Origin of the sequence: Caballeronia sp. LZ032 (assembly GCF_031451315.1) — a bacterium.
In the GTDB taxonomy this organism is placed as follows: domain Bacteria; phylum Pseudomonadota; class Gammaproteobacteria; order Burkholderiales; family Burkholderiaceae; genus Caballeronia.
Window position 1 is genome coordinate 2,150,998 of sequence record NZ_JARUXP010000001.1, and the last position, 25,924, is coordinate 2,176,921.

27 protein-coding genes and 1 pseudogene are annotated in these 25,924 nt (G+C 65.0%); 12 read left to right on the forward strand and 16 right to left on the reverse strand.

The genetic code is table 11. The features are described 5' to 3' along the window. Positions 1–2: 2 nt before the first annotated feature. Complete coding sequence (gene fumC, locus QCE69_RS10040) at positions 3–1,409, forward strand: class II fumarate hydratase (protein ID WP_309917502.1); 1,407 nt, start codon at positions 3–5, stop codon at positions 1,407–1,409. Between the two features lie 28 nt (positions 1,410–1,437). On the opposite strand, the gene QCE69_RS10045 is transcribed toward fumC, so the two are convergent. Both QCE69_RS10045 and QCE69_RS10050 read right to left on the reverse strand, forming a co-directional pair. Continuing rightward, positions 1,438–1,959: an acyl-CoA thioesterase gene (locus QCE69_RS10045; RefSeq protein WP_309917505.1), complete on the reverse strand. Its 522-nt coding sequence runs from the start codon at positions 1,957–1,959 to the stop codon at positions 1,438–1,440. A 52-nt stretch (positions 1,960–2,011) separates the two neighbouring features. Further along, positions 2,012–2,155 (reverse strand): hypothetical protein, encoded by a 144-nt coding sequence (locus QCE69_RS10050; protein WP_309917507.1) that lies wholly within the window; start codon positions 2,153–2,155, stop codon positions 2,012–2,014. Positions 2,156–2,293: 138 nt separating this feature from the next. On the opposite strand from QCE69_RS10050, the gene QCE69_RS10055 reads away from it, so the two are divergent. Both QCE69_RS10055 and QCE69_RS10060 read left to right on the forward strand, forming a co-directional pair. Next, the gene (locus tag QCE69_RS10055) at positions 2,294–3,043 is read left to right on the forward strand and encodes a helix-turn-helix transcriptional regulator (protein WP_309930512.1); all 750 of its coding nucleotides are present in this window, start codon (positions 2,294–2,296) and stop codon (positions 3,041–3,043) included. A 133-nt stretch (positions 3,044–3,176) separates the two neighbouring features. Further along, positions 3,177–5,471, forward strand: a complete 2,295-nt coding sequence (locus QCE69_RS10060; RefSeq protein ID WP_309930513.1) for a DUF6600 domain-containing protein — start codon at positions 3,177–3,179, stop codon at positions 5,469–5,471. 73 nt (positions 5,472–5,544) lie between these two features. On the opposite strand, the gene QCE69_RS10065 is transcribed toward QCE69_RS10060, so the two are convergent. After that, entirely contained in the window at positions 5,545–6,516 is a 972-nt protein-coding gene (locus QCE69_RS10065) for a thymidylate synthase (RefSeq protein WP_309809228.1), read from the reverse strand. A 157-nt stretch (positions 6,517–6,673) separates the two neighbouring features. After that, on the reverse strand, positions 6,674–8,053 hold the full coding sequence (locus QCE69_RS10070; RefSeq protein WP_309917512.1) for a sigma-54 dependent transcriptional regulator: 1,380 nt from the start codon (positions 8,051–8,053) through the stop codon (positions 6,674–6,676). Positions 8,054–8,696: 643 nt separating this feature from the next. Between QCE69_RS10070 and QCE69_RS10075 the strand changes: the two genes are divergently transcribed. Both QCE69_RS10075 and QCE69_RS10080 read left to right on the forward strand, forming a co-directional pair. Beyond that, complete coding sequence (locus tag QCE69_RS10075; RefSeq protein WP_309930514.1) at positions 8,697–8,930, forward strand: hypothetical protein; 234 nt, start codon at positions 8,697–8,699, stop codon at positions 8,928–8,930. Positions 8,931–9,020: 90 nt separating this feature from the next. Continuing rightward, a complete protein-coding gene (locus tag QCE69_RS10080) occupies positions 9,021–9,518 on the forward strand; it encodes a dihydrofolate reductase (RefSeq protein ID WP_309917518.1) in 498 nt (165 codons plus the stop codon). Positions 9,519–9,587: 69 nt separating this feature from the next. On the opposite strand, the gene pmbA is transcribed toward QCE69_RS10080, so the two are convergent. Continuing rightward, a complete protein-coding gene (gene pmbA / locus QCE69_RS10085; RefSeq protein WP_309917522.1) occupies positions 9,588–10,958 on the reverse strand; it encodes a metalloprotease PmbA in 1,371 nt (456 codons plus the stop codon). Positions 10,959–11,170: 212 nt separating this feature from the next. On the opposite strand from pmbA, the gene yjgA reads away from it, so the two are divergent. Both yjgA and mog read left to right on the forward strand, forming a co-directional pair. After that, complete coding sequence (gene yjgA / locus QCE69_RS10090; RefSeq protein ID WP_309930516.1) at positions 11,171–11,788, forward strand: ribosome biogenesis factor YjgA; 618 nt, start codon at positions 11,171–11,173, stop codon at positions 11,786–11,788. Continuing rightward, positions 11,769–12,392: a molybdopterin adenylyltransferase gene (mog, locus tag QCE69_RS10095; RefSeq protein WP_309930518.1), complete on the forward strand. Its 624-nt coding sequence runs from the start codon at positions 11,769–11,771 to the stop codon at positions 12,390–12,392. The genes yjgA and mog overlap by 20 nt, the downstream gene beginning before the upstream one ends. Here mog and orn read toward each other — a convergent pair whose 3' ends face one another. Continuing rightward, entirely contained in the window at positions 12,393–13,028 is a 636-nt protein-coding gene (gene orn, locus QCE69_RS10100; protein ID WP_309809245.1) for an oligoribonuclease, read from the reverse strand. Between the two features lie 119 nt (positions 13,029–13,147). On the opposite strand from orn, the gene QCE69_RS10105 reads away from it, so the two are divergent. Genes QCE69_RS10105 through QCE69_RS10115 form a run of 3 tightly spaced genes read left to right on the forward strand, consistent with a single transcriptional unit; the run spans position 13,148 to position 15,659 of the window. Further along, positions 13,148–14,416, forward strand: coding sequence for a M48 family metallopeptidase (locus QCE69_RS10105; protein WP_309809247.1), 1,269 nt, complete (start codon positions 13,148–13,150; stop codon positions 14,414–14,416). After that, positions 14,413–15,339: a ribosome small subunit-dependent GTPase A gene (gene rsgA, locus QCE69_RS10110; RefSeq protein WP_309917530.1), complete on the forward strand. Its 927-nt coding sequence runs from the start codon at positions 14,413–14,415 to the stop codon at positions 15,337–15,339. Before QCE69_RS10105 ends, rsgA begins: the two co-directional genes overlap by 4 nt. Then, positions 15,336–15,659 (forward strand): DUF2007 domain-containing protein, encoded by a 324-nt coding sequence (locus QCE69_RS10115; RefSeq protein WP_309917533.1) that lies wholly within the window; start codon positions 15,336–15,338, stop codon positions 15,657–15,659. Before rsgA ends, QCE69_RS10115 begins: the two co-directional genes overlap by 4 nt. 7 nt (positions 15,660–15,666) lie before the next feature. Here QCE69_RS10115 and QCE69_RS10120 read toward each other — a convergent pair whose 3' ends face one another. From QCE69_RS10120 to rpsP, 6 genes are all read right to left on the reverse strand, one after another. Then, the gene (locus QCE69_RS10120) at positions 15,667–16,605 is read right to left on the reverse strand and encodes a CobD/CbiB family protein (protein ID WP_309917536.1); all 939 of its coding nucleotides are present in this window, start codon (positions 16,603–16,605) and stop codon (positions 15,667–15,669) included. A gap of 124 nt (positions 16,606–16,729) precedes the next feature. Then, entirely contained in the window at positions 16,730–17,383 is a 654-nt protein-coding gene (locus tag QCE69_RS10125) for a CoA pyrophosphatase (protein ID WP_309930520.1), read from the reverse strand. Positions 17,384–17,560: 177 nt separating this feature from the next. Further along, entirely contained in the window at positions 17,561–17,950 is a 390-nt protein-coding gene (gene rplS / locus QCE69_RS10130; RefSeq protein WP_309809258.1) for a 50S ribosomal protein L19, read from the reverse strand. 126 nt (positions 17,951–18,076) lie between these two features. Continuing rightward, on the reverse strand, positions 18,077–18,847 hold the full coding sequence (trmD, locus tag QCE69_RS10135) for a tRNA (guanosine(37)-N1)-methyltransferase TrmD (RefSeq protein WP_309930522.1): 771 nt from the start codon (positions 18,845–18,847) through the stop codon (positions 18,077–18,079). A gap of 25 nt (positions 18,848–18,872) precedes the next feature. Beyond that, a complete protein-coding gene (gene rimM, locus QCE69_RS10140; RefSeq protein WP_309930524.1) occupies positions 18,873–19,622 on the reverse strand; it encodes a ribosome maturation factor RimM in 750 nt (249 codons plus the stop codon). Positions 19,623–19,686: 64 nt separating this feature from the next. Beyond that, positions 19,687–19,941, reverse strand: a complete 255-nt coding sequence (gene rpsP / locus QCE69_RS10145; RefSeq protein ID WP_309811632.1) for a 30S ribosomal protein S16 — start codon at positions 19,939–19,941, stop codon at positions 19,687–19,689. 255 nt (positions 19,942–20,196) lie between these two features. Between rpsP and QCE69_RS10150 the strand changes: the two genes are divergently transcribed. Then, on the forward strand, positions 20,197–20,700 hold the full coding sequence (locus QCE69_RS10150; protein WP_309930525.1) for a hypothetical protein: 504 nt from the start codon (positions 20,197–20,199) through the stop codon (positions 20,698–20,700). 3 nt (positions 20,701–20,703) lie between these two features. On the opposite strand, the gene QCE69_RS10155 is transcribed toward QCE69_RS10150, so the two are convergent. Both QCE69_RS10155 and QCE69_RS10160 read right to left on the reverse strand, forming a co-directional pair. Beyond that, a complete protein-coding gene (locus tag QCE69_RS10155) occupies positions 20,704–21,846 on the reverse strand; it encodes a PA0069 family radical SAM protein (RefSeq protein ID WP_309930527.1) in 1,143 nt (380 codons plus the stop codon). A gap of 66 nt (positions 21,847–21,912) precedes the next feature. Next, on the reverse strand, positions 21,913–22,401 hold the full coding sequence (locus QCE69_RS10160) for a winged helix-turn-helix transcriptional regulator (RefSeq protein ID WP_309930528.1): 489 nt from the start codon (positions 22,399–22,401) through the stop codon (positions 21,913–21,915). Positions 22,402–22,553: 152 nt separating this feature from the next. On the opposite strand from QCE69_RS10160, the gene QCE69_RS10165 reads away from it, so the two are divergent. Further along, positions 22,554–23,846 carry a D-amino acid dehydrogenase gene (locus QCE69_RS10165; RefSeq protein ID WP_309917551.1) on the forward strand — a complete coding sequence of 431 codons (1,293 nt, stop codon included), beginning with the start codon at positions 22,554–22,556 and terminating at the stop codon, positions 23,844–23,846. Between the two features lie 52 nt (positions 23,847–23,898). Here the strand turns inward: QCE69_RS10165 and QCE69_RS10170 are convergent, their stop codons facing one another. Continuing rightward, the gene (locus tag QCE69_RS10170; protein ID WP_309930530.1) at positions 23,899–25,689 is read right to left on the reverse strand and encodes an acyl-CoA dehydrogenase; all 1,791 of its coding nucleotides are present in this window, start codon (positions 25,687–25,689) and stop codon (positions 23,899–23,901) included. Positions 25,690–25,789: 100 nt separating this feature from the next. Continuing rightward, positions 25,790–25,924 (reverse strand): annotated as a pseudogene (locus tag QCE69_RS10175) (electron transfer flavoprotein subunit alpha/FixB family protein); the annotation flags it as partial.

The window sequence follows — 25,924 nt, forward strand, 5'->3', positions numbered from 1 at the left end:
CCATGACACAGAACGCGCAAGGCGACGTACGGATGGAGAAGGACACGTTCGGCGAGATCGCCGTGCCGAACGCCAAACTCTGGGGCGCGCAGACGCAGCGCTCGTTGCAGAACTTCAAGATTTCGACGGAAAAGCAGTCGCCCGAGCTGATCACGGCGCTCGCCGTCATCAAGCACGCCGCCGCCGAGGTGAACGACGAGCTGAAGCAGCTCGACTCGAAAAAGGCGAAGGCGATCATGCAGGCTGCGCAGGAAATCATCGACGGCAGGCATCCCGACGAATTTCCGCTCGCCGTGTGGCAGACCGGCTCGGGCACGCAGACCAACATGAACCTCAACGAGGTCATCGCGAACCGCGCGAGCGAGATTCTCGGCGGTGCGCGCGGTGAAGAGCGTCTCGTGCATCCGAACGACGATGTCAACCGCGGCCAGTCGTCCAACGACGTCTTCCCGACCGCGATGCATGTCGCCGCCGCTTACGGCATCGTCAAGCATCTGGTGCCGGCGCTCAAGACGCTGCGCAACACGCTCGACGAGAAATCGAAGGCGTTCGCGAAGATCGTGAAGATCGGCCGCACGCACTTGCAGGACGCGACGCCGCTCACGCTCGGCCAGGAGTTCTCAGGCTATGTCGCGCAGCTCGACCAGGGCATCCGCCACGTCGAGGCGACTTTGCCGCACCTGTACCAGCTGGCGCAGGGCGGCACGGCGGTCGGCACGGGGCTGAACGCGCATCCGCAGTTCGCGGGCAAGGTGGCGGCGGCGATCGGCAAGCTCACCGGCCTGCCCTTCGAGACCGCGCCGAACAAGTTCGAGGTCATGGCCGCCGCCGATGCGCTCGTCGCCGCCCATGGCGCGCTGAAGACCGTCGCGGCGAGCCTGATGAAGATCGCCAACGACGTGCGCTGGCTCGCGAGCGGCCCGCGCTGCGGGCTGGGCGAACTGTCGATTCCCGAGAACGAGCCGGGCAGTTCGATCATGCCGGGCAAGGTCAACCCGACCCAGTCCGAAGCCGTGACCATGCTGTGCTGTCAGGTCTTCGGCAATGACGTCGCAGTGAATTTCGGCGGCGCGAGCGGCAACTTCGAACTGAACGTGTTCCGGCCGATGATCGCGCACAACGTGCTGCAGTCCATCCGCCTGCTTGCCGACGGCGCGCACAGCTTCAACGACAACTGCGCAGTGGGCATCGAGCCGAATGAGAAGCGCATCGACAGCCTGCTCAACGAATCGCTGATGCTGGTGACGGCGCTGAATCCGCATATCGGCTACGACAAGGCCGCGAAGATTGCGAAGAAGGCGCACAAGGAAGGCACGACGCTGAAAGCGTCCGCGCTCGCGCTCGGCTTTGTGACCGAGCAGCAGTTCGACGAATGGGTCAAGCCGGGCGACATGGTCGGCGAGCCATAACGCGCGTCGTTCCGGCCATGCGGCGGGTTCAGACCTTGCCCGCCGCGACTTCCTCCGGCTTCAGCTCGACGATCGCATCGAGCGCGTCCTTCACGTCCATCGCATAGCGGGCGAGGCGCTGTTCCTCGTCGGTTTCCGGCACGAATGGAGGCACGGGCGTCGGGCTGCCTTTTTCGTCGACGGCGACGAACACCATCAGGCAATCGGTGGTCTGCTGCAACTCGCCGACTTTCGGATCGCCCGCGTGCACGGAGATATGGATGTGCATGCTGGTGCGCCCCGTCGCGACCACGCGCGCCCGCAGTTCCACCAGATTGCCGACCAGGATGGGCCGCCGGAAGCGGATATTGCCGACGCTCACCGTCACCGCGTAACGTCCCGACCACATGGCCGCGCAGGCATAGGCGGTTTCGTCGATCCATTTCATCAGCGCGCCGCCGTGCACCTTGCCGCCGAAATTCACGGAAGTCGGCTCGGCAAGAAAGCGGAAAGTGGTTTCGGCGCGGCTTTTCGGGGCAGCGGGGATGGGCGTTACGGCGGGCGTGTTCATGGGCGTCATCGTTGGAAGCGTGTGACGCCGATTATACGAAGCGAAAATGCGGCTAGTCGTGGACGGTGATGCCCTGGTCGACGGTGCCGTACATCGTGATGCTGCCGCCTCCGCCCGCCGATGACGACGGGCCGCCCGCACAGCCCGCGCACAATATCGCGAAGCCGAGGAGGCTCGCGAGAATCAGTCTGGTCATGGGAAATCTCCTGCTTTGAAATGCCAGCGGTCATTCTAGCGCCGCACGCATGCAACGACATTTCGGGATGCAGTGAAACATCGGTTGCGAAGTCGCGCTAGAGTGAACCGGTCCGGTCAACGGTTTCGAATCCACGCCATGAATACCGCACTCGATGTCACCGACGCGCGCACACGCCATTTTCCGGGGCTGTCGCGCATCGGCGCGCTGCTCGCCGATCCGGGCCGCGCCGCGATGCTCTGGTCGCTGATGGACGGCACCGCGCGTCCCGCGGGCGAACTGACGATGATCGCGGGCCTGTCGCCCTCGGCGGCCAGCGGGCATCTCGCGCGCCTTACCGAAGGCGGGCTGCTGGCGCTCGAAGTGAGCGGGCGGCATCGCTACTACCGGATCGCGACGCCCGACATCGCCGCGGCCATCGAGGCGCTCGCCAATCTGGCGCGGGCCAGCGCGCCGCAGCGCACGCCCGAACGGCCTCCCTCCGCCGTGCCGCTCGAGATGCGCTACGCGCGCACCTGCTACGACCATCTGGCGGGAGAACTGGCCGTGCAGTTGTTCGACGGCATGCTCGCGCGCCACTGGCTTGCCGCTGTGGCCGGCCCGACCGAGGCTCCGGGCCCCACCGCCCTCGAGGCGACGCCTGACGGAGCCGAGGCGTTCGCGGCGCTCGGCATCGACCTGACGGCGCAGCGGGCGCGCAGGAGACGCTTTGCGTGTACCTGCATCGACTGGAGCGAGCGGCGGCCGCATCTCGGCGGCGCGCTCGGCGCGGCGTTCCTGACCGCCTGCGAGACGCGCGGCTGGATCGAACCGACGGCGAAGCGTCGCGTGCTGCGCGTGACGCCGTCCGGCCAACGTCACTTCGAAGACTTCCTCTCCCGCCGATAAGCTTTGTTACGCGCGCCTGTGCGCCGTTACAAACCGCATCGTACGGATACACGGCCGGGCGATACATTGATCCGACAGGCCGCGCGCACGGAAGGCGCCCGCATGGCGCACGGCGCGGCTGGCGGAGAAAACAATGAAGACCAGGACCATGGCGGCCGCGACACTTGCCGTGTGCGCGCTGTTGTCGCAGGCGGGGACGGGCGCGTTCGCACAGACGCCCTCGATGGCCGCCGCGCCGCAGAACGACTCCGGCGATCCGCCCGGACGCATCGCGCGGCTCAACTACATGGCCGGCACCGTGACGACCGAACCCGCCGGCGCCTCCGACTGGTCCTACGCGCAGATCAACCGCCCGCTCACGACCGGCGATCAGCTCTGGAACGACGAAAACGCACGCTCGGAGCTGCATGTCGGCTCGACGGCGGTACGGCTGGGATCGTCCACCGCGTTGACGGTGCTCGCGCTCGACGACAACACCGCACAGCTCAAGATCGCGCAGGGCACGCTGTCGACGCGCGTGCGCGAAGTGCCGCCCGGCTCGAACTATGAGATCGACACGCCCAACATCGCGCTGACCGTGACGACGCCCGGCGACCTGCGCGTGGACGTCGCGCCCGATGGCCGCGCCACCACCGTCACGGTGCGCAGCGGCGGCGTGACCGTGTACGGCGACGGCGGTGCGGTGCAGCTCGGCGGCGGCCAGCAGATCACGTTCGAAGGGACGAATCTCACGCAGACGGCGGCGAACGCGGCGCCCGCGCCCGATGCTTTCGATCAATGGGCCGCGAGCCGCGATGCCGCCGAGGATCGCTCGGTCTCGGCGCGCTACGTGTCGCGCGACATGCCCGGCTATCAGGATCTCGATGCCAACGGCACCTGGCGCACCGATCCGTCGTATGGGCCGGTGTGGGTGCCGAATGCCGTGTCCGCCGACTGGGCGCCGTATCGGCAGGGACACTGGGCATGGCAGGACCCGTGGGGCTGGACCTGGATCGACGATGCACCGTGGGGCTTCGCGCCCTATCACTATGGCCGCTGGGCATTTGTCGGGTCGCAGTGGGCGTGGGTGCCGGGTCCGGATGCCGTCGCCGCGCCGCCGGCCTATGCGCCGGCGCTGGTCGGCTTCGTCGGCGATGGCGACGGCGGCGTCGACTGGAACGTCGCGCTTGCCGTGGGCGGCGTCGCGGCCGCGGGGCTCGCGTGGTTCCCGCTCGGGCCGGGCGAGCCGTGGCATCCGCATCGCGACGGGTGGAGCCCGCGCTACTACGAGCGGGTGAACCGGCATGTGTATGTCGATCGCTCGGTTCACATCAACAACACGTACATCAATTATCGCGAGCGACGCGGACTCACCGCCGCGCCGGCGAACCTGTTCGTGCGTGGCCAGCCGGTCGGACGCCAGCCGTATGCTATCGATCCGTCGCGTCTGCGCAATCCGCATTTCTTCGCGGGCACGCCGGGCATCGCGCCGACCCGCGACAGCTTCGCGCCGGGCGCGCGGCGTGCGGACTATCGGCCGCCGCAGGGCGGTTACACGCGTCCCGTCGTGGCGACACGCGCGCCGGTTGCGCCGCCCGCGTTTCAGGGCCGTTTTCCGCAGCATGGCGATGCGCGGGCCGTCGTGCCGCGTAATGAACCGGTACATCTCGTCGCGACACATGGTCCGGCTCGACAAGTGATCGCCGATGGGGCTGCATTCAATGCGGCGCATGCACCGAATGGGTCGAACGCAGCGCATGGGCCGAATGCACCGAAGTCGCCGCCGCCCGGCGCGCCGCAGCGGCCAGGATTCGCTGCTGCACCGGGCGTCGGACAGCCGGTTCAGCAGCACGGCAATGGCGTGCCGCATCCGCCGCAACAGGCACAATTCGGCGGCCCATCGCACGGATCACACGGCGATGCCGCATCAGGACATCCGTTCATCAACGCGCCTCATGCGCCGGCGCCACAGCAGGCACAAGCACAAGCGCCTGCGCCGCATGCGCCGCAGGTCTATCGCGGCGCACCTCAAACGCCGATGCAACCGCAAGCGAGCTTTGCTCAACACCCGCCGACTCAGGCGCAGCCGCAGGCGCCGCAAGCGGGGTTCGCCCAGCACGCGCCGACGCAGCCGCAAGCACCCATTGCTCAGCACGCGCCACAGCCACAGCCGCAACCACAGCCTTATCACCCGACTCACGTCGAGCAGCCGCACGCGCCGACGCCGACGCCGATGCCGCAGCAGCAAGTCCAACGGCCGCCGGAGTTCCATCCCGCGCCCCAGCGTCAACCGATGCATCAGGAGGTGCGCCAGGCACCGCCACAGATGCAGCAACCGCATCGCGAACCGCCGCAAGCGCAACAGCAGCCCCATCCGCAATCGCAGCCACAACCGCAGCAAGCCCAGCAGCCTCAACACGGCGGCGGCAACGATCATCATCGAAGCTGAGCGTCATCTGAAATGAAAAACGCGCGGCCGAAGCCGCGCGTTTTCCGAACCTCGGACCGCTTGAAACAGCCGCTTACACCGCCATCGGCGCGGTGAGCGGCTCGTGGTGCCGATAGCCTTCGAGCGCGAAGTCCGTCGGCTCGATCTTCTCCAGCCATTCGGGCTCGTAGCGCTTCGTGACCGCGTAGTCCGGCACACGGTCCGAAATGATCAGCTGCGGCGACGGATACGGCTCGCGCTTCAATTGCTCCTGCAGCATGTCGAGCTGGTTTTCATAGATGTGCGCATCGCCGATGAAATAGCTGAACCAGCGCGGCGTGTATCCCGTCAGCCGGCCGACCAGATGCAGCAGCGCCGCGCCCTCGGTCAGATTGAACGGTGTGCCGAGGCCGACATCATTGCTGCGGATATACAGGCACAGCGAAATCTCGCGCGTGGTCGCGTTGGGAATGAACTGGTACAGCAGGTGGCACGCGGGCAGCGCGATTTCGTCGAGCTTGGCGGGGTTCCATGCGTGAAACAGGATGCGCCGGTCGGTCGGACGCTCGATGATCGTGTCGAGACACTGGCGCAGCTGATCGATTGCCTTGTACAGCAGCACCTGTTCGCGCCCGTTCTCGCTGAAGCTCGTGACGAGCTGATAGCCGCGGTTGGTGGCATCGGCAATCTGGTCGCCGGAACGCGCATCGACCAGCTTGTAGGCGGGCCACTTGCGCCACTGCACGCCGTAGACATCGCCGAGATCGTCCGGGCCCTGACGATAGGGATTCTCGAGCCACTGCGGATTGTCGTTGGCGTTGGCGTCCCACACCTTGCAGCCGAGCGCGCGGAAATCCGCCGCGCTCTTCGACGCGCGCAGGAAACCGACCAGCTCGCCGATCGCCGACTTGAACGCGAGCTTCTTGGTGGTGACGGCGGGAAAGCCTTGTTGCAGGTCGTAGCGCAGCATGGCGCCGGGGATGCTGATCGTGCGAATGCCCGTGCGGTTTTCCTGCCACGTGCCGGTATCGAGGATCGTCTGGACGAGCTCGAGATACTGTTTCATTCGATGTTCCTTGGGAATGCCGCGCGCCCTCGCGAACGGAAGGCGGAAAGAGCGATTCTACCAAGCGCGCAGACACCACGCTCGCGATGCCATGCCGCCGACGCGGCAATGCAAAACGGGCGCCGTGGCGCCCGTTCGAGGGATTCGGCGGCGGCATTCAGCCGCGTGTCGCGTGCTCCGGAGGCACGTCGACTTCGATATGACGCATGCCGTGCGCGCTCAACAAGCGATACAGCGTCACGCGCGAAATGCCCAGTTCATGCGCCGCATCGCCGAGACGCCCGCGATGCCGCAGCAGCGCGAGTTCGATCGCCTGGCGCTCGGCCGCCTCGCGCGCCTGCGCCAGCGACACCGGCGCGACTTCCACGTATTCGCCGAGTTCGAGATCGCGCGCGGTGATCTGGCGCCCTTCCGACATCACGATGGCCCGCCGCACGCGATTGATCAGCTCGCGCACGTTGCCCGGCCAGCCGTAGTTGTGGATCGCCGCGATGGCGTCCGGCGAGAAGCCGCGCAGACGACGGCTCGCGTCCTTCTTGAAGCGGTCGAGCATGTGCTTCGCCAGCAGTTCGATGTCCTTGCCGCGCGCCCTGAGCGGCGGCTCGTCGATCTGCAGCACGCACAGCCGGTGATACAGGTCGGCGCGGAAACGTCCTTCGATCATCGCCGTCTGCATGTCGACGTGCGTCGCCGAGATGATGCGCACGTCCACCGGCGTCGAGCCGTGGCCGCCCAGGCGTTCGACCTTGCGTTCCTGCAGGAAGCGCAACAGGCTCGCCTGGCTTTCGAGCGGCAGGTCGCCGATTTCGTCGAGGAACAGCGTGCCGCCGTTGGCTGCTTCCACCCGGCCGATCTTGCGCTGATTGGCGCCGGTAAAGGCGCCGCGTTCATAGCCGAACAGCTCAGATTGCAGCAGATGCGCGGGAATCGCGCCGCAGTTGATCGCGACGAACGGCTGGTCGCGGCGCGCGGAACGTTCGTGGATGGCAACGGCAGTGAGTTCCTTGCCGGTGCCCGATTCGCCGGAGATGAAGACGGGCGCGTCGGTCATCGCGACCTTGCGGATGGAGCGGAACAGCGCCAGCATCGCGTCGCACGAGCCGACCATCTCGCCTTCCGCGCGGCCTTCGCTGCGCGCGTCGTTGGACGCCGCATCGTGCAGCGCCACCATGCCGTACGCATGCCCGACGGAATCGACGACACGGTCGTTCGACGTCGGCAGCGTGACGTAATCGAAACAATAATCGCGAATCAGGCGCCGTACGGCGGAGTCTTCCAGCTGGCCCGCGACGGTCGCCGCCACCCAGCCCACGTTGGTCATGGTCAGCGACGATTCGAACGCTGCCAGTTCATGCGATTCGAAATGGCTCGACAGATCGAGCAGACCGCCTGTTGCCACGTCATTGCGCAACGCCTTGCGCGTGTCGCGCGCGCTCGCGACGATTTCGATGTGCCAGCCACGCTCCTCGAAACGCGCGCACAGCGTCTCGCTTGGATCGCGAGTCACGTATATGAGTTGCCGCCGAGCGACGTCCATTATTCAGATCCTTAGTTCAACGTTCGTTGAAAAGGTCGCGTAGTCAAGGCTCGCGCTACATCGCAGACTTCGTTGTCCTCGCATGTTTGCCAGTGCATTTACAGCAGGACTTGCAGTTCGATACGTCGCCCCCGGGACTTGGCGCGGAACCCCTTGCACCCTTCCACGAAACCCTTTATGTCTGATTCTGTGCCGTTTTTGAGAGACTACTATAACCCAGAAACCCCGAAAACAAATATCGCCCGAGGCGAACGAAAGCGCCACAAAACCCTGACAGGACGGGCTTGGCAAGAATTTCTCACATATTTATTAAAAGCTTTGCGCACAATTTGATACGACAAAATCTTATACCGGAATCGCGCGGACTTCAGGTTTTTCTGACGTGACGTTTCACCATTGAAACGTTTTCGCGTGTTATTCAGGTGGCATTTCCCGCAATATTTCCGACCCGCTTTACCCCTCAACGGATCCGCCCGGATGGCACGCATCTCGCATAAGTTGCGCAGTTGTCGGAGCGTAAAAACATCATATTTGCCGAACGTGCGTACAAAACTCATACGACTATCATCGTTCGCATAATCGCCTTTACCGACGCGATGATTACTTTATTTCCAGATGTCTTCCGAGTCCGGGAATAGTTACCTTGGGTTATGTCGTCAAGATGGCACTCGATAGTTCATTCCAGCGCGCCGATTCCCGCGATACGCATTCAAGCGATCCATTGGAAGACGACGATCCGCAATCGTTGCACGCCGCCGTCCGCCCGGGCGGCGGCGGCATCAGCGTGAGGCTGTGGGACGAAGCCCCTCCGGCGTCGGACGCGCCTTCGGCGCCGCTCGCGCCCATGGCGTTCGACGACGAACCGCCGCCGTCCTGACGTCCAACGCCCGCACGGGATCGGTCGGTTAGAATCGAAGGCCCGGCAGCGCGGACCGCGCGCGCCGCTTGCCTCGACTCCGACCTTCCCATGACGACGCTGACCCTGATCGTCGCCCGCGCACGCAACGGCGTGATCGGCCGCGACAACCAATTGCCCTGGCGCCTGCCCGAAGACCTCGCCTTCTTCAAGCGCACGACGATGGGCGCGCCCATCATCATGGGCCGCAAGACGCATGAATCGATCGGCCGGCCGTTGCCCGGGCGGCGCAACATCGTGGTGTCGCGCGATGCCACGCGGCGTTACGAAGGCTGCGACGTCGTGACGAACCTGGAAGCCGCGCTCGCGCTCGAACCGGCGCAGGAAGCCTTTCTGATCGGCGGCGCGCAGTTATATCAGGACGGCTTCGCACGGGCGGACAAGCTGATCGTCACTGAGATCGACGCCGATTTCGACGGCGACACCCGCTTTCCCGCGCCCGATCCCGAGTTGTGGCGCGAAGTGTCGCGTGAGCCGCATCGCGCGGCGGCGCCGAACGACTTCGCGTTTGCGTTCGTGACCTACGAGCGCATCGCGCCGTCGGAATGACAAGATGACGAAATGACAAAGCCCCGGCATGACCGGGGCTTTGTCTTTGCAGCGTCGAAGCCGGACAGCTTACTGACCGGCCACCGTCATCCGCTCGATCAGCACCGAACCGATCTCCTTCGTGCCGCGCACCACGGTGTCCGCGCCGATCGCCTCGATGTGGCGGAACATCTCCTGCAGCGTGCTCGCCACGGTGATTTCCTCGACGGCATGCACGATCTTGCCGTTCTCCACCCAGAAGCCCGACGCGCCGCGCGAATAATCGCCGGTCACGTAGTTCACGCCCTGCCCCATCAGTTCGGTCAGCAGCAGGCCCGTGTCGAGTTTCTTGAGCATCGCCTCGAAATCGTCTTCCGGCTTCGTGTGCGAGCTGCGCATGCTCAGGTTGTGCGAGCCGCCGGCGTTGCCGGTGGTCCGCATGCCGAGCTTGCGGGCCGAGTACGTCGACAGGAAATAGCCCTGCACGACGCCGTCGTCCACGACGTTGCGGCGCTGCGTGCGCACGCCTTCCTCGTCGAACGGCGCGCTGCCCATGCCGCCCTTCACGTGCGGATCCTCGACGATCTGGATATGCGGCGCGAACACCGGCTTGCCGAGACTGTCGACCAGGAACGTGGTCTTGCGATACAGCGCGCCGCCGCTCACCGCCTGCACGAACGCGCCGAGAATGCCGGCCGCGAGCGGCGCCTCGAACAGCACGCGGCATTTGCGCGTGTCGAGGCTCTTCGCGCCGAGACGCGCGAGCGCGCGTTCCGCCGCGTAGCGTCCCACCGCTTCCGGCGCGGCGAGGCTGGCGGCGTCGCGCTTCGACGTGTACCAGTCGTCGCGCTGCATGTCGCGGCCCGCTGCGGCAATGGGCGCGCACGCGATGTAGTGCCGCGAGTACGGATAGCCCGCCATGAAGCCGCGCGAGGTGGCGAGCACGAACTGCGAGTGCTGCGCGGAGACGCTCGCGCCTTCCGAATTGGTGACGCGCTTGTCGACAGCGAAGGCCGCGGCCTCGGCGCGGCGGGCGATGTCGGCGGCTTCTTCGGCGTCGACGTCCCACGGATGATAGAGATCGAGATCCTGCGGCGACTGCTCGAGCAGTTCCTCTTCGGCAAGACCCGCCGCGCTGTCCTCGGCCGTGAAGCGCGCGATGTTGTACGCGGCGGCGACCGTGTCGCGCAGCGCGTCGCGGGTGAAGTCGGCGGTGCTCGCGTTGCCGCGCTTCTTGCCGATGAACACCGTCACGCCGACCATCTTGTCGCGGTTGTGTTCGATGGTTTCGACTTCGCCGCGCCGCACGCTCACCGACAGGCCGTCGCCTTCGGAGATTTCAGTGGCGGCATCGCTTGCGCCGAGCTCTTTCGCGTAGCGCAGGATGTCGGAGGCGATCTCCTTCAGCTCGTCCTGCGTATGCGGGAAATAGCGTTGCTTGACGTCCATGTCTGCTGCCATGTTGGTTGCCTTTGGAAGTCGGGCGCCGCGCGCCCGCGCATGTCGTGGTTGCTTCGGATTTCCCGGACTGACGCGCGTTGAAGCGGACGTCGGACAGCGGGACTGGCGTATCCCGCGATCATAGCAAGGAGCGCGCGCATTCACCCGCAGGTATCGCGGCTGTAGGGTGCGGGAGCGCCGGGCGCCGCACGGCTGCAAGCTACAATGTCGGGATGAACCGTAAAACCCGCATTCAACCGATCGATGCCGGCCGCGACGACGCGCCCGACGCCGACGAAAACGGCTACGACCGTCCGAGCAAATCCCAGCTGAAGCGCGACATGCACGCGCTGCAGGAGCTGGGCGCGGCGCTCATTGCATTGCCGAAAGACGCGCTGAAACGCATGCCGATGCCCGAGGCGCTCGGCGACGCCGTGCGCGAGGCGCGCCGTATCACCGATCACGAAGGCAAGCGCCGTCAGTTGCAGTATGTCGGCAAGCTGATGCGCTCGCTGCACGACGACGAAACCGCCGCGCTGCGCACGGCGCTGGACACCTTCCGCGGCGTGAACAAGAGCGAAACGGCGCGTCTGCACTGGATCGAGCGCACGCGCGAGCAACTGCTCGCCGACGATGCCGCCTTGACCGAATTCATCCGCAATCATCCGGGCGTCGATCCGCAGGAAGGCCGCACGCTGATCCGCAATGCACGCAAGGAGCGCGAGCAGCAGAAACCGCCGCGCTATTACCGCGAGCTGTTCCAGTGGATCAAGACCGCGGCGGGCGTGGACGACGATGAAGACGACAGCGAAGGTGACGAGGACGGCCGTGATGACGACACCGAAGCGTAATCACCCGGACGAGCTGATCGTCGGCCTGGTGTCGATCAGCGACCGCGCGTCGCAGGGCGTCTATGAGGACAAGGGCCTGCCGTCGCTGGAAGCATGGCTCGGCGAAGCGCTTGCCACGCTCTTTCGCGCCGAAACCCGCCTGATCCACGACGACGAAGCGACCATCTCGGCGACGCTCGTCGAACTCGTCGATACGCTCGGCTGCGATCTCGTCCTGACCACGGGCGGCACCGGCCCGTCGCGGCGCGACGTCACGCCGGAAGCCACGCTCGCCGTCGCCACGAAGCCGATGCCCGGCTTCGGCGAACAGATGCGTCAGATCAGTCTGAATTTCGTGCCCACGGCGATACTGTCGCGCCAGGTCGCGGTGATCCGCGAGACGGCGGATCATGCCGCGCTGATCATCAACCTGCCGGGCCAGCCGAAGTCGATCCGCGAAACGCTTGAAGGCTTGAAGGACGCTGACGGCACGCAGAAGGTGCCGGGCATTTTCGCGGCGGTGCCGTATTGCATCGATCTGATTGGCGGCCCGTACATCGAGACGCGGCCCGACGTGGTGACCGCGTTCCGTCCGAAAAGCGCGCGGCGCGCGCCGCAGGCGTGATTACGGCGTGCCGGCCGCGGACGCGGATGCCGACGCCGCCGGAATCAGGAAGTGCTGGCGGTAGTACTTGAGTTCGTCGATGGACTCGTGGATGTCGGCGAGCGCCGTGTGCATCGCGCGCTTCTGGAAGCCCTTGTAGATGGCCGGCTGCCAGCGGCGGCACAGTTCCTTGAGCGTGCTGACGTCGAGATTGCGGTAATGGAAGAACGTTTCCAGCTCGGGCATCCAGCGCGCCATGAAGCGGCGGTCCTGGCAGATGGAGTTGCCGCACATCGGCGACTTGCCCGGCGGCACGTACTGGCCGAGGAACTCACGAATCTGCCGCGTGGCTTCGGCTTCATCGACGGTCGACGCCTTGACGCGCTCGATCAGCCCCGAGCGGCCGTGCGTGTTGCGGTTCCACTCGTCCATGCGGCCGAGCGTTTCGTCGGACTGATGGATGGCCAGCACCGGCCCTTCCACGAGCTTGTCGAGCGTCGAATTCGTCACGACCACCGCGATCTCGATAATCTTGTCGTTGTCGGGATCGAGGCCGGTCATCTCCATGTCCAGCCACACGAGATTCATGTCGCTGCGCACGAGCGTGTTGTCATCGGCGGGCTGCGCGGAGTCTGGAGCGGCGGAAAGTTCGGTCATGAAAGCGGCCTGAAGGAGAGAAAGCCGCGCCGGAACGGCATCGGAATCCTTGCAGGATGTGACAACGCCGGCGCAGCCAAGAACCTATAATTCTCGCATAGTTCAATCGGAATTCCCGGATGGCCAACCTCACTCTCGCTTTCTCGACGCTCTTCGTCGTCGCCCTGGTCGGCATGGTCGCGACCAAGCTCTGGCTGGCGTCGCGCCAGATCCGCTACGTCGCCGGGCATCGCGAGAGCGTGCCGGCGCAATTCTCGGGAACCATACCGCTCGCGGCGCACCAGCGCGCGGCGGATTACACGGTCGAGCGCACCCGCCTCACGATGATCGAGGTCGTCACGAGCGCGGTCGTGCTGGTCGCGCTGACCTTGCTCGGCGGCGTGCAGGCGCTCGATCTCGCCATCTCCGGCTGGCTCGGCCGCGGCTATCTCGGGCAGATCGCGCTGGTGGCGTCCGTGATCGCGATCACGAGTCTCATCGACCTGCCCTTTGACTACATCCGTCACTTCGTGGTCGAAGAGAAGTTCGGCTTCAACCGCATGTCGAAGAAGCTGTTCTTCATCGATCTCGTGAAGGGCACGGTGCTCGCCGTCGTGATCGGCGCGCCGCTGCTGCTGCTCACGCTCTGGCTGATGGACCGCGCCGGCGCCTACTGGTGGCTCTGGACCTGGATGGTCTGGGTCGCCTTCCAGCTGCTCGCGATGATCATCTATCCGAGCTTCATCGCCCCGCTCTTCAACAAGTTCGAACCGCTGAAGGACGAAGCGCTCGTCGCACGCATCACGAACCTGATGTCGCGCACCGGCTTCGCCGCCAAGGGCCTGTTCGTGATGGACGGCAGCCGCCGTTCGGCGCACGGCAACGCGTATTTCACGGGCTTCGGCGCGGCCAAGCGCATCGTCTTCTTCGATACCCTGCTCGCGCGCCTGTCCGGCAGTGAGATCGAGGCCGTGCTCGCGCACGAACTCGGCCACTTCAAGCGCCGTCACGTGCTGAAGCTGATGATCGTGATGTTCGGCATCAGCCTCGCCATGCTCGCGCTGCTCGGCTGGCTCGTGCAGACCGTCTGGTTCTATGAAGGGCTCGGCGTGCGGCCGTCGCTCGTCGGCAGCAACAACGGCCTCGCGCTCGTGCTGTTCATGCTCGTGCTGCCGGTGTTCATGTTCTTCATCACGCCGCTCGGCAGCCTGACCTCGCGCAAGAACGAGTTCGAAGCCGATGCCTTCGCCGCCAGCCAGACCGATCCGAAAGACCTCGTGAATGCGCTCGTCAAGCTCTACGAGGACAACGCGTCGACGCTCACGCCCGATCCGCTCTACACCGCGTTCTACTACTCCCATCCGCCCGCATCGCAACGCATCGACCGTCTGATGCAGCACGCCGCATGACGCGCGGCTCCGGGCGCCCGGACGCGGGCGCGCGCTTCGAAGGCACGGTGATCGCGGCGCACGGCCGTCACTATCTGGTGACGCCCGATCACGGCGGTCCCCTGCTGCAATGCTTCCCGCGCGGCAAGAAAAGCGAAGTGGCCGTCGGCGATCATGTGATCTGCGAGCAGTCGTCGGCGGATCAGGGCGTGATCGTCGAGATTGGCGAGCGGCGCAATCTGCTGTATCGCTCGGATCAGTTCAAGTCGAAGCTCTTCGCGGCGAATCTCGATCAGCTCATGATCGTGCTCGCCACCGAACCGCACTTCAGCGAAGACCTGCTCGGCCGCGCGCTGATCGCGGCGGAGGCGCACGGTCTGGACGCGCTGATCGTGCTCAACAAGATTGACGTGGAAGCCGCGCTGCCGCTCGCGCGCGAACGGCTCGCGCCGTATCGCGAACTCGGTTACGCGGTGGTCGAATTGTCCGCGAAGCACACCCCCGGCAACGTGCATCCGCTGCTCGACGAGCGCCTCAAGGACCGCGCGACCATCCTGCTCGGCCAGTCCGGCATGGGCAAATCCACGCTGGTCAACCTGCTGGTGCCCGATGCCGACGCCGCCACGCGCGAAATCTCCTCCGCGCTCAACAGCGGCCGCCACACGACCACCTTCACGCGGCTCTATGGCCTGCCCGGCGGCGGCGCGCTGATCGACTCGCCCGGCTTCCAGGAGTTCGGCCTGCATCATCTGAGCGAAGGCCAGCTCGAACGCGCCTTCGCGGACTTCCGGCCGTATCTCGGCGAGTGCCGCTTCTACAACTGCCATCATCTGCATGAGCCGGGCTGTGCGGTGCTCGAGGCAGTGGAAGCCGGCAAGATCCGGCCCGAGCGACACGCGCTCTACGCGCAACTGGTGCACGAAGCGAGTCAGATCGTTCGATGAAGCGTCTCACGCGCGCCCCGAACCTCATCACGGCGCAGCACTGGGTGAACGTGCTGGCGACCGCGGGCGTGCCGTGCGAATTGCACAACCGCTATCTGAATGGCGCGATGGGCGAGATTCCGGCGGATCAGTGCGCGCCGGAAATCTGGATAACCGACGACCGCGACGAAGCCCTGGCGTTGCGCCTGCTGGAGCGCGCACGAAAAGGGCCGGACGCGAACGCCCGGCCCTGGAGATGCAAGCAATGCGGCGAATGGCTGGAGCCGCAATTTACGGTGTGCTGGCAGTGCCAGACGCCGCGCGATCCGCTCGACGATTGAAGACTGATTACGCCAGCCAAACGGCGATGGTCAGCATGAGCAGCAACAGCATCCACAGGATCACGGCGCGCCATACGAGTCCGACCGCCGATTGCAGCGTGCGCGGCGTGCAGTCGTCGCCGACGGGCAGCGGACCGGCCTCGCCCACAGCCAGCGCCTCGACCGACAGCGGTTCGGCGAGCGGGCCCGCGAGCCGCGCACCGAGCGCGCCGCTGCCGGCCGCGAGCAGGACGCCTTCGTTCGCATCCGGCCATTGGCGGGCGTGATTGCGCCATGCGTAGATGGCGTCCTCGAAGTTGCCGACGATCGCGAAACCGAGCGACGTCAGCCGCGCCGGCACCCAGTCGATCACGAAGAACGCGCGCTGCGCGAACGAGGAGAACTCGACGGTGCGCTCGGGATCCGGCTTCGACCACGCGCGCGCCAGATATTCGGCAATGCGATACAACACGGCGCCTGCTGGACCGATCGGAATCAGGAACCAGAAGAACACGCCGAACACGTGCCGATGCGACGCCACCACCGCATGCACCAGCGTATGACGCACGATTTCGCTGACGGGCATGTCGACCGTATCGATGCCGGTCCACTCGGTCAGCACTTCGCGCGCGCGCGGCACGTCGTCGTTGTTGAGCGCGAGATGGATGTCGGTGAAATAGTGGCTGAACTGGCGAAAGCCCAGCGTGAAGTAGACGATGACCACGTTCCACAGGAACGCGAGCACGAAGTTGATGCGGTACAGGACGTAGTAGATCAGTCCGACGACGAGCGTCCAGGGCAGCACGACCACCAGCCACGCGACGATGCCGTGCTTCTGCTTGCCGGCATCGAAACCATGCGCGGTGGATTCCGCATGGTATTGGAGCAACGCCGCGACCGGATTGTGCGGCTTGAGCGCGCGTACCTGCTCGAGGATGAGAGCCAGCAATACAGAGAAAAAAGTCATGCCAAGCGCCGAAACAGTCGGTTAGTTCGAGTTTCGCGTAACGATAGCACAGCGTTTGCGGCCTTCCACGCACGACGTCATCGCACGCGCCCGCGCTGCGCCTGCCGGCTGAGCGCGTTGACGTTCAGGCCGCGAGGAAGCGGTAGAAATTGCGCAACATGCCGGCCGTTGCGCCCCAGATGAAATAGGGCGCCTTTCCTTCGCCCGGCACGTAGGGCATGGCAAAAAAACGACGCTCGCCGCCTTCCCAGCGGAAGACACGCACTTCGTGATTCGCGGGATTCATCAGCCAGGCGAGCGGGACTTCGAAGATGTCGGCCACTTCGCATGTGTCGGCTTGCAGCGTGAACGGCGGCGAGACCAGCGCGACGACCGGCGTCACCCTGAAGCCCGTGCCCGTCAGGTACTCGGGCATCGCGCCGATGACCTCGCAATGTTCGGCGTCCAGCCCGACCTCTTCCTTCGCCTCGCGCAACGCGGTGGCGGCGGCATCGACGTCTTCCGGCTCGCGGCGGCCGCCCGGAAAACTGATCTGGCCGGCGTGGTCCGACAGGTGATCGGCGCGTTGTGTCAGCAGCACGGTCAGGCCGCCCTCGCGCTTGACCAGCGCCACCAGCACCGACGCCACGCGCGGGTCGCCGCCGATCGCCTTGATGCGCTGTTCGCGTTCCTCCTGTTGCCAGTCCAGATGCACGGCGAAACGCGCGCGCAGGCCTTCCGGCGTGAGGCGCTCGGGTGCGATGGGCGGGAGCGCTTCGCCCGTCGTCGCGACAGGCATTTTTTCGGGTTCGAGGATGCGCGGAGTCGAAGTCTTGCCGGTGGACACGGGTGGATTACGGGTAAGAGACGATAAGGAAACGGGACTGCCGAAGTCCTGATTTGAACACACCAAAGAAAAAAGCACCCGCGAGGGTGCTTTTTTCGGAGGACTCGTGCGCGGTCTTGCTGCGACGACTTACTCGGCAGCAGCAGCCGACTTGTCCTTGAAGACCAGCTTTTCCTTGATTCGAGCCGACTTGCCCGAACGCTCGCGGAGGTAGTAGAGCTTTGCGCGGCGAACATCACCACGACGCTTCACGACGATGCTCGCGAGCAGCGGCGAGTAGGTCTGGAACGTACGCTCGACGCCTTCGCCCGACGAGATCTTGCGGACGATGAAGTTCGAGTTCAGGCCACGGTTGCGCTTCGCGATGACGACGCCTTCGTAAGCCTGGACGCGCTTGCGCGTGCCTTCGACCACGTTCACGTTGACGACGACGGTATCGCCCGGCGCGAAGTCGGGGATGCTCTTCTCGCCCAGAACGCGTGCGATCTCTTCCTTCTCGAGTTGTTCAATCAGATTCATTACTGACTCCTTGTGCCATCTTGCCGGAGTTGTGTGCCTGAAAAAGCAGGCCCCGGTAGAGGATGGATTTGCTTCAGGCGCCGATGCGACTCGACGCCCCCTGTGTCCCGCTCGTCGGCCCGAAACCTAGGCAGGCTTCGACGCTTCCTTTGCGAGTTCTGCGAGCCATGCCTCGTCGGCACGGCTCAACATCTTGCTCTTGCGCGCCCGCGCGATCAGATCGGGCCGCTTGGCGAGCGTATTGCGCAATGCTTCGCGCCTGCGCCACGCCTCGATTTCCTTGTGATGGCCGCCGAGCAGCACAGCCGGGACACGCACGCCTTCGTACTCTTCCGGCCGCGTGTAGTGCGGACAATCCAGCAGGGTGTCCACGAAACTGTCCTGCACCGCCGATTGCGCGTCATTCAGCACGCCGGGCAAATGCCGGACCACTGCGTCCATCAGCGCCATGGCGGGAAGCTCTCCGCCGGACAGCACGAAGTCGCCGAGGCTCACTTCTTCGTCCACTTCACGATCGATCAGACGCTGGTCGATGGCTTCGTAACGGCCGCACAGCAGCACCAGACCTGGCTGTTGAGCGAACTGCATCACGCGTTCGTGATTCAGGGTGGCGCCTTGCGGCGACAACATCACGACGCGTGTAGCTGCGATGCCCTGCTCGCGCTGCGCAGCTTTCGCCGCCTGCAGCGCGGCTTCCAGCGGACGCGCCAGCATGACCATGCCGGGACCGCCGCCATAGGGGCGGTCGTCGACGGTGCGGTAGTTGTCGGTCGTGAAATCACGCGGATTCCACGTGCGCAGACCGAACCGCTCCTGCTTGACCGCCCGGCTGGTGATGCCCCAGTCGGTCAGCGCGCGAAACATCTCGGGAAAGAGCGTCACGACATCGAACTGCATCGCTCTCTCCGTAACGTGCCGAGGTTCAATAGTCGGCGTCCCAGTCCACGACGATACGCTTCGCCGCGCGGTCCACCGTCTTCACATACACGCCGACGAACGGAATCAGCCGCTCGCCGGTGACGGGCGCGCCATCCTTGCTGGTATCCGGATATTCGATCCGCAGGATGGAATGTGCGCCGTTGTCGATCAGATCCGCGACGCGGCCCAGGGCCACGCCGGCTTCGTTTTCGACATCCAGGCCGAGCAGGTCGACCCAGTAGAATTCGTCTTCGGTGGCGAGCTTCGGGAAATCGCTGCGCGCGATATGCACCGTATGCCCTTTCAGCGACATGGCCAGATCGCGGTCATCGCAGCCGCCGAGGCGCGCGACGATGGTGTCGGCGTGCACCTTGGACTGCATGCAGCGCGCGGACTTGCGTTCGCGACCCTTTACGAGCCACCAGCGCTTCGCGCTTAGCAAGGCGTCGCCGCCCTGCTTGCCGCTGGCGTGCGGCACAACCTTGACCCAGCCCTTGAGACCGTAGGCATCGGCAATGAAACCGACTTCGACGGCGTCTTCAGGCAAAGCCTCGACCGGCTCGATGGCGCCGTCCGGCTGAGTACCGCTCGCGTTGCTGCTCGAAACCTTGCCACTCGAAACGTCGGTCGCCACGTGGCGCCCGCCCGGCTTGCGGACGAATGCGCCAAACGTGGCGGAACCTTCATCTTGCCCCGGCTTCGGCTGGCCGATGCTTCCGGCAGCGCGTCCGGATTCTGAATCGCGCGTGGACATCGGCGAGCCTTTGGGCAGGTTTCGAGCGTTGTGTTGCGTGGTCTAAGCCAGCATGCGCAGCGACTTAGGCAGCCGGCTGAGCTTGCTGAGCCTGCTTGACCAGGCGCTCGACCGTCGGCGACAGTTGTGCGCCGACTTCCTTCCAGTACGTCAGGCGGTCCTGAGCGATACGGAGCGATTCGCCCTTCGTGGCGACCGGGTTGTAGAAACCCACGCGCTCGATGAAGCGGCCGTCACGACGGCTACGCGAATCAGTTGCGACGATGTTGTAGAACGGGCGCTTCTTCGAGCCGCCACGAGCCAAGCGGATGATGACCATGCTGAAATCCTTGAAAACCGGGGTTCGGAACAACGAGAACAGGCGATTATAGCCGGATTCCGCAGCGCTAACAAACACTTGAAGCATTTTTTGGATGCGGGGTCGTGCGGAGGATCGTTTCGCAAGCTTGTCGGATACCGGAAATCAGTCCCGTGCGGCATCGTGGCATCGGTGTTCGGGGCGTGCGCGGGCGTAAAATGACGCCCGCACTCCCGCTGCACTCTCCCGCACTCTTCTTTACCACCGCCTTCGCTGATGACTTCCTCGTCCGTCGCCACGCCCTCCGGCTCGAAGCCTGCCGGCAAGCAGGTCCCGCCCTATTTCCGTTCGAAGACGCTCACCGCGGCGCTCGCGTTCCTGTTCGGCTCGATCGGCCTGCATCGCTTCTATCTGTATGGACTGCGCGACAAGTATGGCTGGGCGAATATCGTCGGCATCGTGCTGGGGGCGTTCGGCTATCTGCTGCTGAAGGAAACCGAGCGCGCCTCGCTGCTCGGCTGGGCGCTCGCCTTTCCCGGCGCCGTTTCGCTGCTGGCGGCGTTTCTGTCGGCCATCGTCTATGGCCTGCGCCCCGACGCCAAATGGGACGCGCAGTTCAACGCCCACACCGGACGCAACAGCCGTTCCGGCTGGACCGTCATCTTCATTGTGATCTTTTCGCTGCTGATCGGCGCCTTCCTGCTGATGACCGGTCTCGCGCTGACCTTCCAGACGTATTTCGAAGGGCAGGTCCAGGCTGCCAAGACGCTGTCGCAATAAACGCTAGAACAGGTCGAGCTGCGGATTCGGCGGCGGCGCTGCCGCCTTTGCGGCAGCCGGTTTCTCCGGGCGCTGGAACTCGGACATATCCAGAATGCCGCGCTGCCGTGCGTTCAGTCCAAGCCGCCGGGTTGCCTGGCGAAAGCGTTGCCGCAGCATGTCGGCCCACAGACCCTCGCCTTTCATGCGCGTCGAAAAATTCGCGTCGTAGTCCTTGCCGCCGCGCATGTCGCGCACGCGGCTCATCACGCGGTCCGCGCGATCCGGAAAGTGCGCGGCCAGCCAGTCCTTGAACAGCGGCGCGACTTCCCACGGCAAGCGCAGCACGATGTAGCTCGCGCTCGTCGCACCCGCCTCCGCACAAGCTTCCAGCACCCGCTCCAGATCCGGCTCCGTGACGAACGGAATCACCGGCGCGATGCTGACGCCCACCGGAATGCCCGCATCCGCGAGCGCGCGCACCGTGCGCAGACGCCGTGAAGGCGTCGATGCACGCGGCTCCAGCGTGCGCGCGATATCCGCGTCCAGTGTCGTGATGGTAACGGCGGCCATGAATTGCCCGCGCTGCGCCATGGACGCAAGCAGGTCGATGTCACGCTCGATCAGCGAATTCTTCGTGATGGCAGCGAACGGATGGCCGCAGTCGTGCAGCACCTCGATCACGCGGCGCGTCAGCCGCAGGTCGCGCTCGACGGGCTGATACGCGTCCGTGTTCACGCCGAGCGCAATGGGCTCGGGCTCGTAGTTCGACTTCGCGAGTTCGCGCTTGAGCAGTTCGGGCGCGTTGACCTTGGCGTAGATGCGGCTCTCGAAATCGAGTCCTGGCGACAGCCCGAGATAGCTGTGCGTCGGCCGCGCAAAACAGTAGATGCAGCCGTGCTCGCAGCCCCGATACGGGTTGAGCGAGACTGAAAACGGGATGTCCGGCGAGCTGTTGCGCGTGAGGATGCTTTTCGCGCGCTCTTCGAAGATTTGCGTGCGCAGCGGCCGCGCGCCCTCTTCCTCGCCTTCGGCCGTATGCAGCCAGCCGTCGTCGACGCTCTCGCGCTCGTCCTTCTCGTAGCGCCCCTGAAGGTTCGTGACCGCGCCGCGCCCTTTCAGCGGCGCGGGCGGCGCGACAGGATATTCACGGTCAGGCGAAGCCATTGCAGCAAACCCATCAAACAATACTGTACAAATATACAGTAGTCGGACGGCAACGCAAGCTAAGAATCACACCTCGACGAGAATCTTCAGCGTCTCCTTGATCTCCTCCATCACCACGTAGCTTTTCGACTGCACCGCGCCCGGCAGTTGCAGCAGGATGTCGCCGAGCAGCTTGCGGTAGTCGGCCATTTCGCCGATGCGCGCCTTGATCAGATAGTCGAAGTCGCCGGAAACGAGATGGCACTCGAGCACCTCGGGAATCTTCTGCACTTCGCGGCGAAACTGCTCGAACATGTTGCCGCTCTTGTGATCGAGCGTGATTTCCACGAACACCAGCAGCGCCGCGCCCAGTTCGGTGGGATTCACGCGTGCGTAATAGCCCGTGATGACGCCGTCGCGCTCCATGCGCTTGACGCGCTCGATGCACGGCGTCACCGAGAGTCCCACACGCTCCGCCAGGTCCTTCATCGCGATACGGCCGTCCTCCTGAAGAATGTTCAGGATCTTGCGGTCGAGCTTGTCGAGGGCGCGGACGGGATTTCGCTGCGTTCTCATGTCTTTTTCCTGAAAACCGTCCAAATACAATAACTAAAACTGCCTCGATGTCCATACCATAGTCGATAACACTATACGAGCTTCAGATTGCCGCGTCGATCCACTTAAAGCACGCGCATTCGGAAGCGTCACCGAATCGGGTCGGAGTTTTCATGCGAATCGTTATTCTCGGAAGCGGCGTCGTTGGTGTGACGAGCGCCTATTACCTCGCACGCGCGGGCCACGACGTCACGGTCATCGACCGCGAAGCAGGCCCCGCGCTCGAGACGAGTTTCGCGAACGCCGGACAGATCTCGCCGGGTTATGCCTCGCCGTGGGCCGCGCCGGGCGTGCCGCTCAAGGCGGTGAAATGGATGTTCGAGAAGCACGCGCCGCTCGCCATCCGGCTCGACGGCACGATGAACCAGCTGCAATGGATGTGGCAGATGCTGCGCAACTGCACGCAGGATCGCTATACGGTCAACAAGGGCCGCATGGTGCGCCTCGCCGAGTACAGCCGTGACTGCCTGCAGGCGCTGCGCGCCGACACCGGCATCCAGTACGAAGGCCGCACCGGCGGCACGCTGCAGCTGTTCCGCTCGCAGCAACAGTTCGATGGTGCCGGCAAGGACATCGACGTGCTGAAGGAAGCCAACGTGCCGTTCGAATTGCTGACCGCGAACGAACTGAAGCAGGCCGAGCCGGCGCTCGCCGCCGTGTCGCACAAGCTGACGGGCGGGCTGCGCCTGCCGAACGATGAAACCGGCGACTGCCAGATGTTCACGACGCGTCTCGCCGCGATGGCCGAGGCGCTCGGCGTCAAGTTCCGCTACAACACGTCCATCGATGCGCTGCTCGTCGCCAACGGCCGAATCGCGGGCGTGCAGTGCGGTCAGGAACGGGTGACGGCGGATTCGTACGTCGTCGCGCTGGGCTCCTATTCGCCGAAGCTGCTGCGCGATATCGTGAAGATTCCGGTCTATCCGCTGAAGGGCTATTCGCTCACGGCGCCGATCGTCGATGCCGGGCGTGCGCCGGTTTCCACGGTGCTCGACGAAACCTACAAGATCGCCATCACGCGTTTCGACGACCGTATCCGCGTAGGCGGCATGGCGGAGATTGTCGGGTTCAGCAAGGAACTGAAGCAGGCGCGCCGCGAAACGCTGGAAATGTGCGTGAACGACCTGTTCCCCGGCGGCGGCGATACCGCGAAGGCCAGCTTCTGGACCGGCCTGCGCCCGATGACGCCGGACGGCACGCCGATCGTCGGCCGCACGCGCATGCCGAACCTGTTCCTCAACACGGGGCACGGCACGCTTGGCTGGACGATGTCGTGCGGTTCGGGCCAGTTGCTGGCGGACCTGATGTCGGGCAAGCAGCCTGCCATCCGTGCCGACGATCTTTCGGTGCATCGCTATGAAGGCAACGTCGGCGTGAACGGCCGCCCGGGCTACGCGAACGCCTGAGCTTTCCAGGCACCAGACACAAACGGCGCCTTTCACTGCGCCGTTTGTCTTGCTAGAACTGGTCTTCGCTCAAGGCCAGCACGCCTTCGCGGCCATTCGCGCTGACGATTGACGCCTCGATGCCCGGCGCCAGCGACAGGATATGCTCCGCGAAAAATTCCGCCGTCGCAATCTTCGCCGTATGAAAGCGTTCGTCCTCCGGGCGCTTCGCGTGGGAGACGAGCATCGCGCGCGCCATCTGCCATCCGCACAGCACGACGCCCGCCAGCCGCAGATACGGCACGCTGCCCGCGAACACCGCGTTCGGATCGCTCTTGAACTTCGCGATGACGAACTCGATCGCGCGCGCCAGCGACAGCGATCCCGCGCTCAGATGCCGATGCATCGACTTGAACGGCTGGCCTTCGATCTCGGCGAGCGCCGCGATGGTCTGGTCGATCTGTGCGAGCAGCGCCTGCGCGGTGCGGCCGCCGTCGCGCACGGTCTTGCGGCCAACCAGATCGTTCGCCTGGATCGCGGTCGTGCCTTCGTAGATCGGCAGGATGCGGGCATCGCGATAATGCTGCGCCGCGCCCGTCTCCTCGATGAAGCCCATGCCGCCATGTACCTGCACACCGAGGCTCGCGACATCGACGGACATCTCCGTGCTGAACCCCTTCACGATCGGCACGAGATACTCGTAGATGGCCTGATGGCTCTGGCGCGCGTCGTCGTCGGCGTGAGCGTGGGCCAGGTCGCTGTGCGACGCCGCCACGTACGCGAGCGCGCGGGCGCCTTCGGTATAGGCGCGCATCGTCGAGAGCATGCGGCGCACGTCCGGATGATGAATGATGGTCACGGGGTCCTTCGCGCTGCCGTCGACCGGACGGCTCTGCACGCGTTCCTTCGCATAGGCCACGGCCTGCTGGTAGGCGCGTTCCGCCACCGCGATGCCCTGCATGCCCACGGCAAAACGCGCCGCGTTCATCATGATGAACATGTACTCAAGGCCACGATTCTCCTCGCCGATCAGATAGCCCACCGCCCCGCCGTGATCGCCGTATTGCAGCACGGCGGTCGGGCTCGCCTTGATGCCCAGCTTGTGTTCGATCGACACACAGTGCACGTCGTTGCGCGCGCCCAGCGAGCCGTCGTCGTTGACGAGGAACTTCGGCACGAGGAACAGCGAGATGCCCTTCACACCTTCGGGCGCGTCAGGCGTGCGCGCGAGCACCAGATGCACGATGTTTTCCGCCATGTCGTGCTCGCCGTACGTGATGAAGATCTTCGTGCCGGACAGCTTGTAGGTGCCGTCGCCCTGCGGTTCGGCACGCGTGCGCACCAGCGCGAGATCGGAACCGGCCTGCGGCTCGGTCAGGTTCATCGTGCCGGTCCATTCGCCCGAGATGAACTTCGGCAGATAGCGCGCCTTCTGTGCGTCGCTGCCGGCCGTGAGCAATGCTTCGATGGCGCCATCGGTCAGGAGCGGACACAGCGCGAAGGAGAGATTCGCCGAGTTGAGCATCTCGATGCACGGCGTCGCGATCAGCTTCGGCAAGCCCTGTCCGCCGAAATCCGCCGGATGCACGACGCCCTGCCAGCCGCCCTCCGCGAACTGCCGGAAGGCCTGCTTGAAACCGGGCGTCGTGGTGACTTCGCCGTTGGCCCACGCGCTGGGTTCCCGGTCGCCCGCGACGTTCAGCGGTGCAATCACTTCGCCGCAGAAGCGCGCCGCTTCCTCGACGACCGCCTGCGCGGTCTCGAAGCCTGCGTCCTCGTGACCGGGCAGCGCGGCGATGCCGTCGATATCGGCCAGCTCCTTCATCACGAACAACATGTCCTTGAGCGGGGCGTGGTAGCTCATCGTCCTGTCTCCTCCCTTACCTGGATAGCCGAAAAAAAGGGCGCAACATCCGTCGCGCCCTCGTTCGTGTCATGGCGAATGCGATTCACCCGGCGCGGCTTCAGCCCAGCTCTTTCACCAGCTCCGGCACGACCGCGAACAGATCGCCGACGAGACCGTAATCGGCCACGCTGAAGATCGGCGCTTCCGCGTCCTTGTTGATCGCGACGATCACCTTGCTGTCCTTCATGCCCGC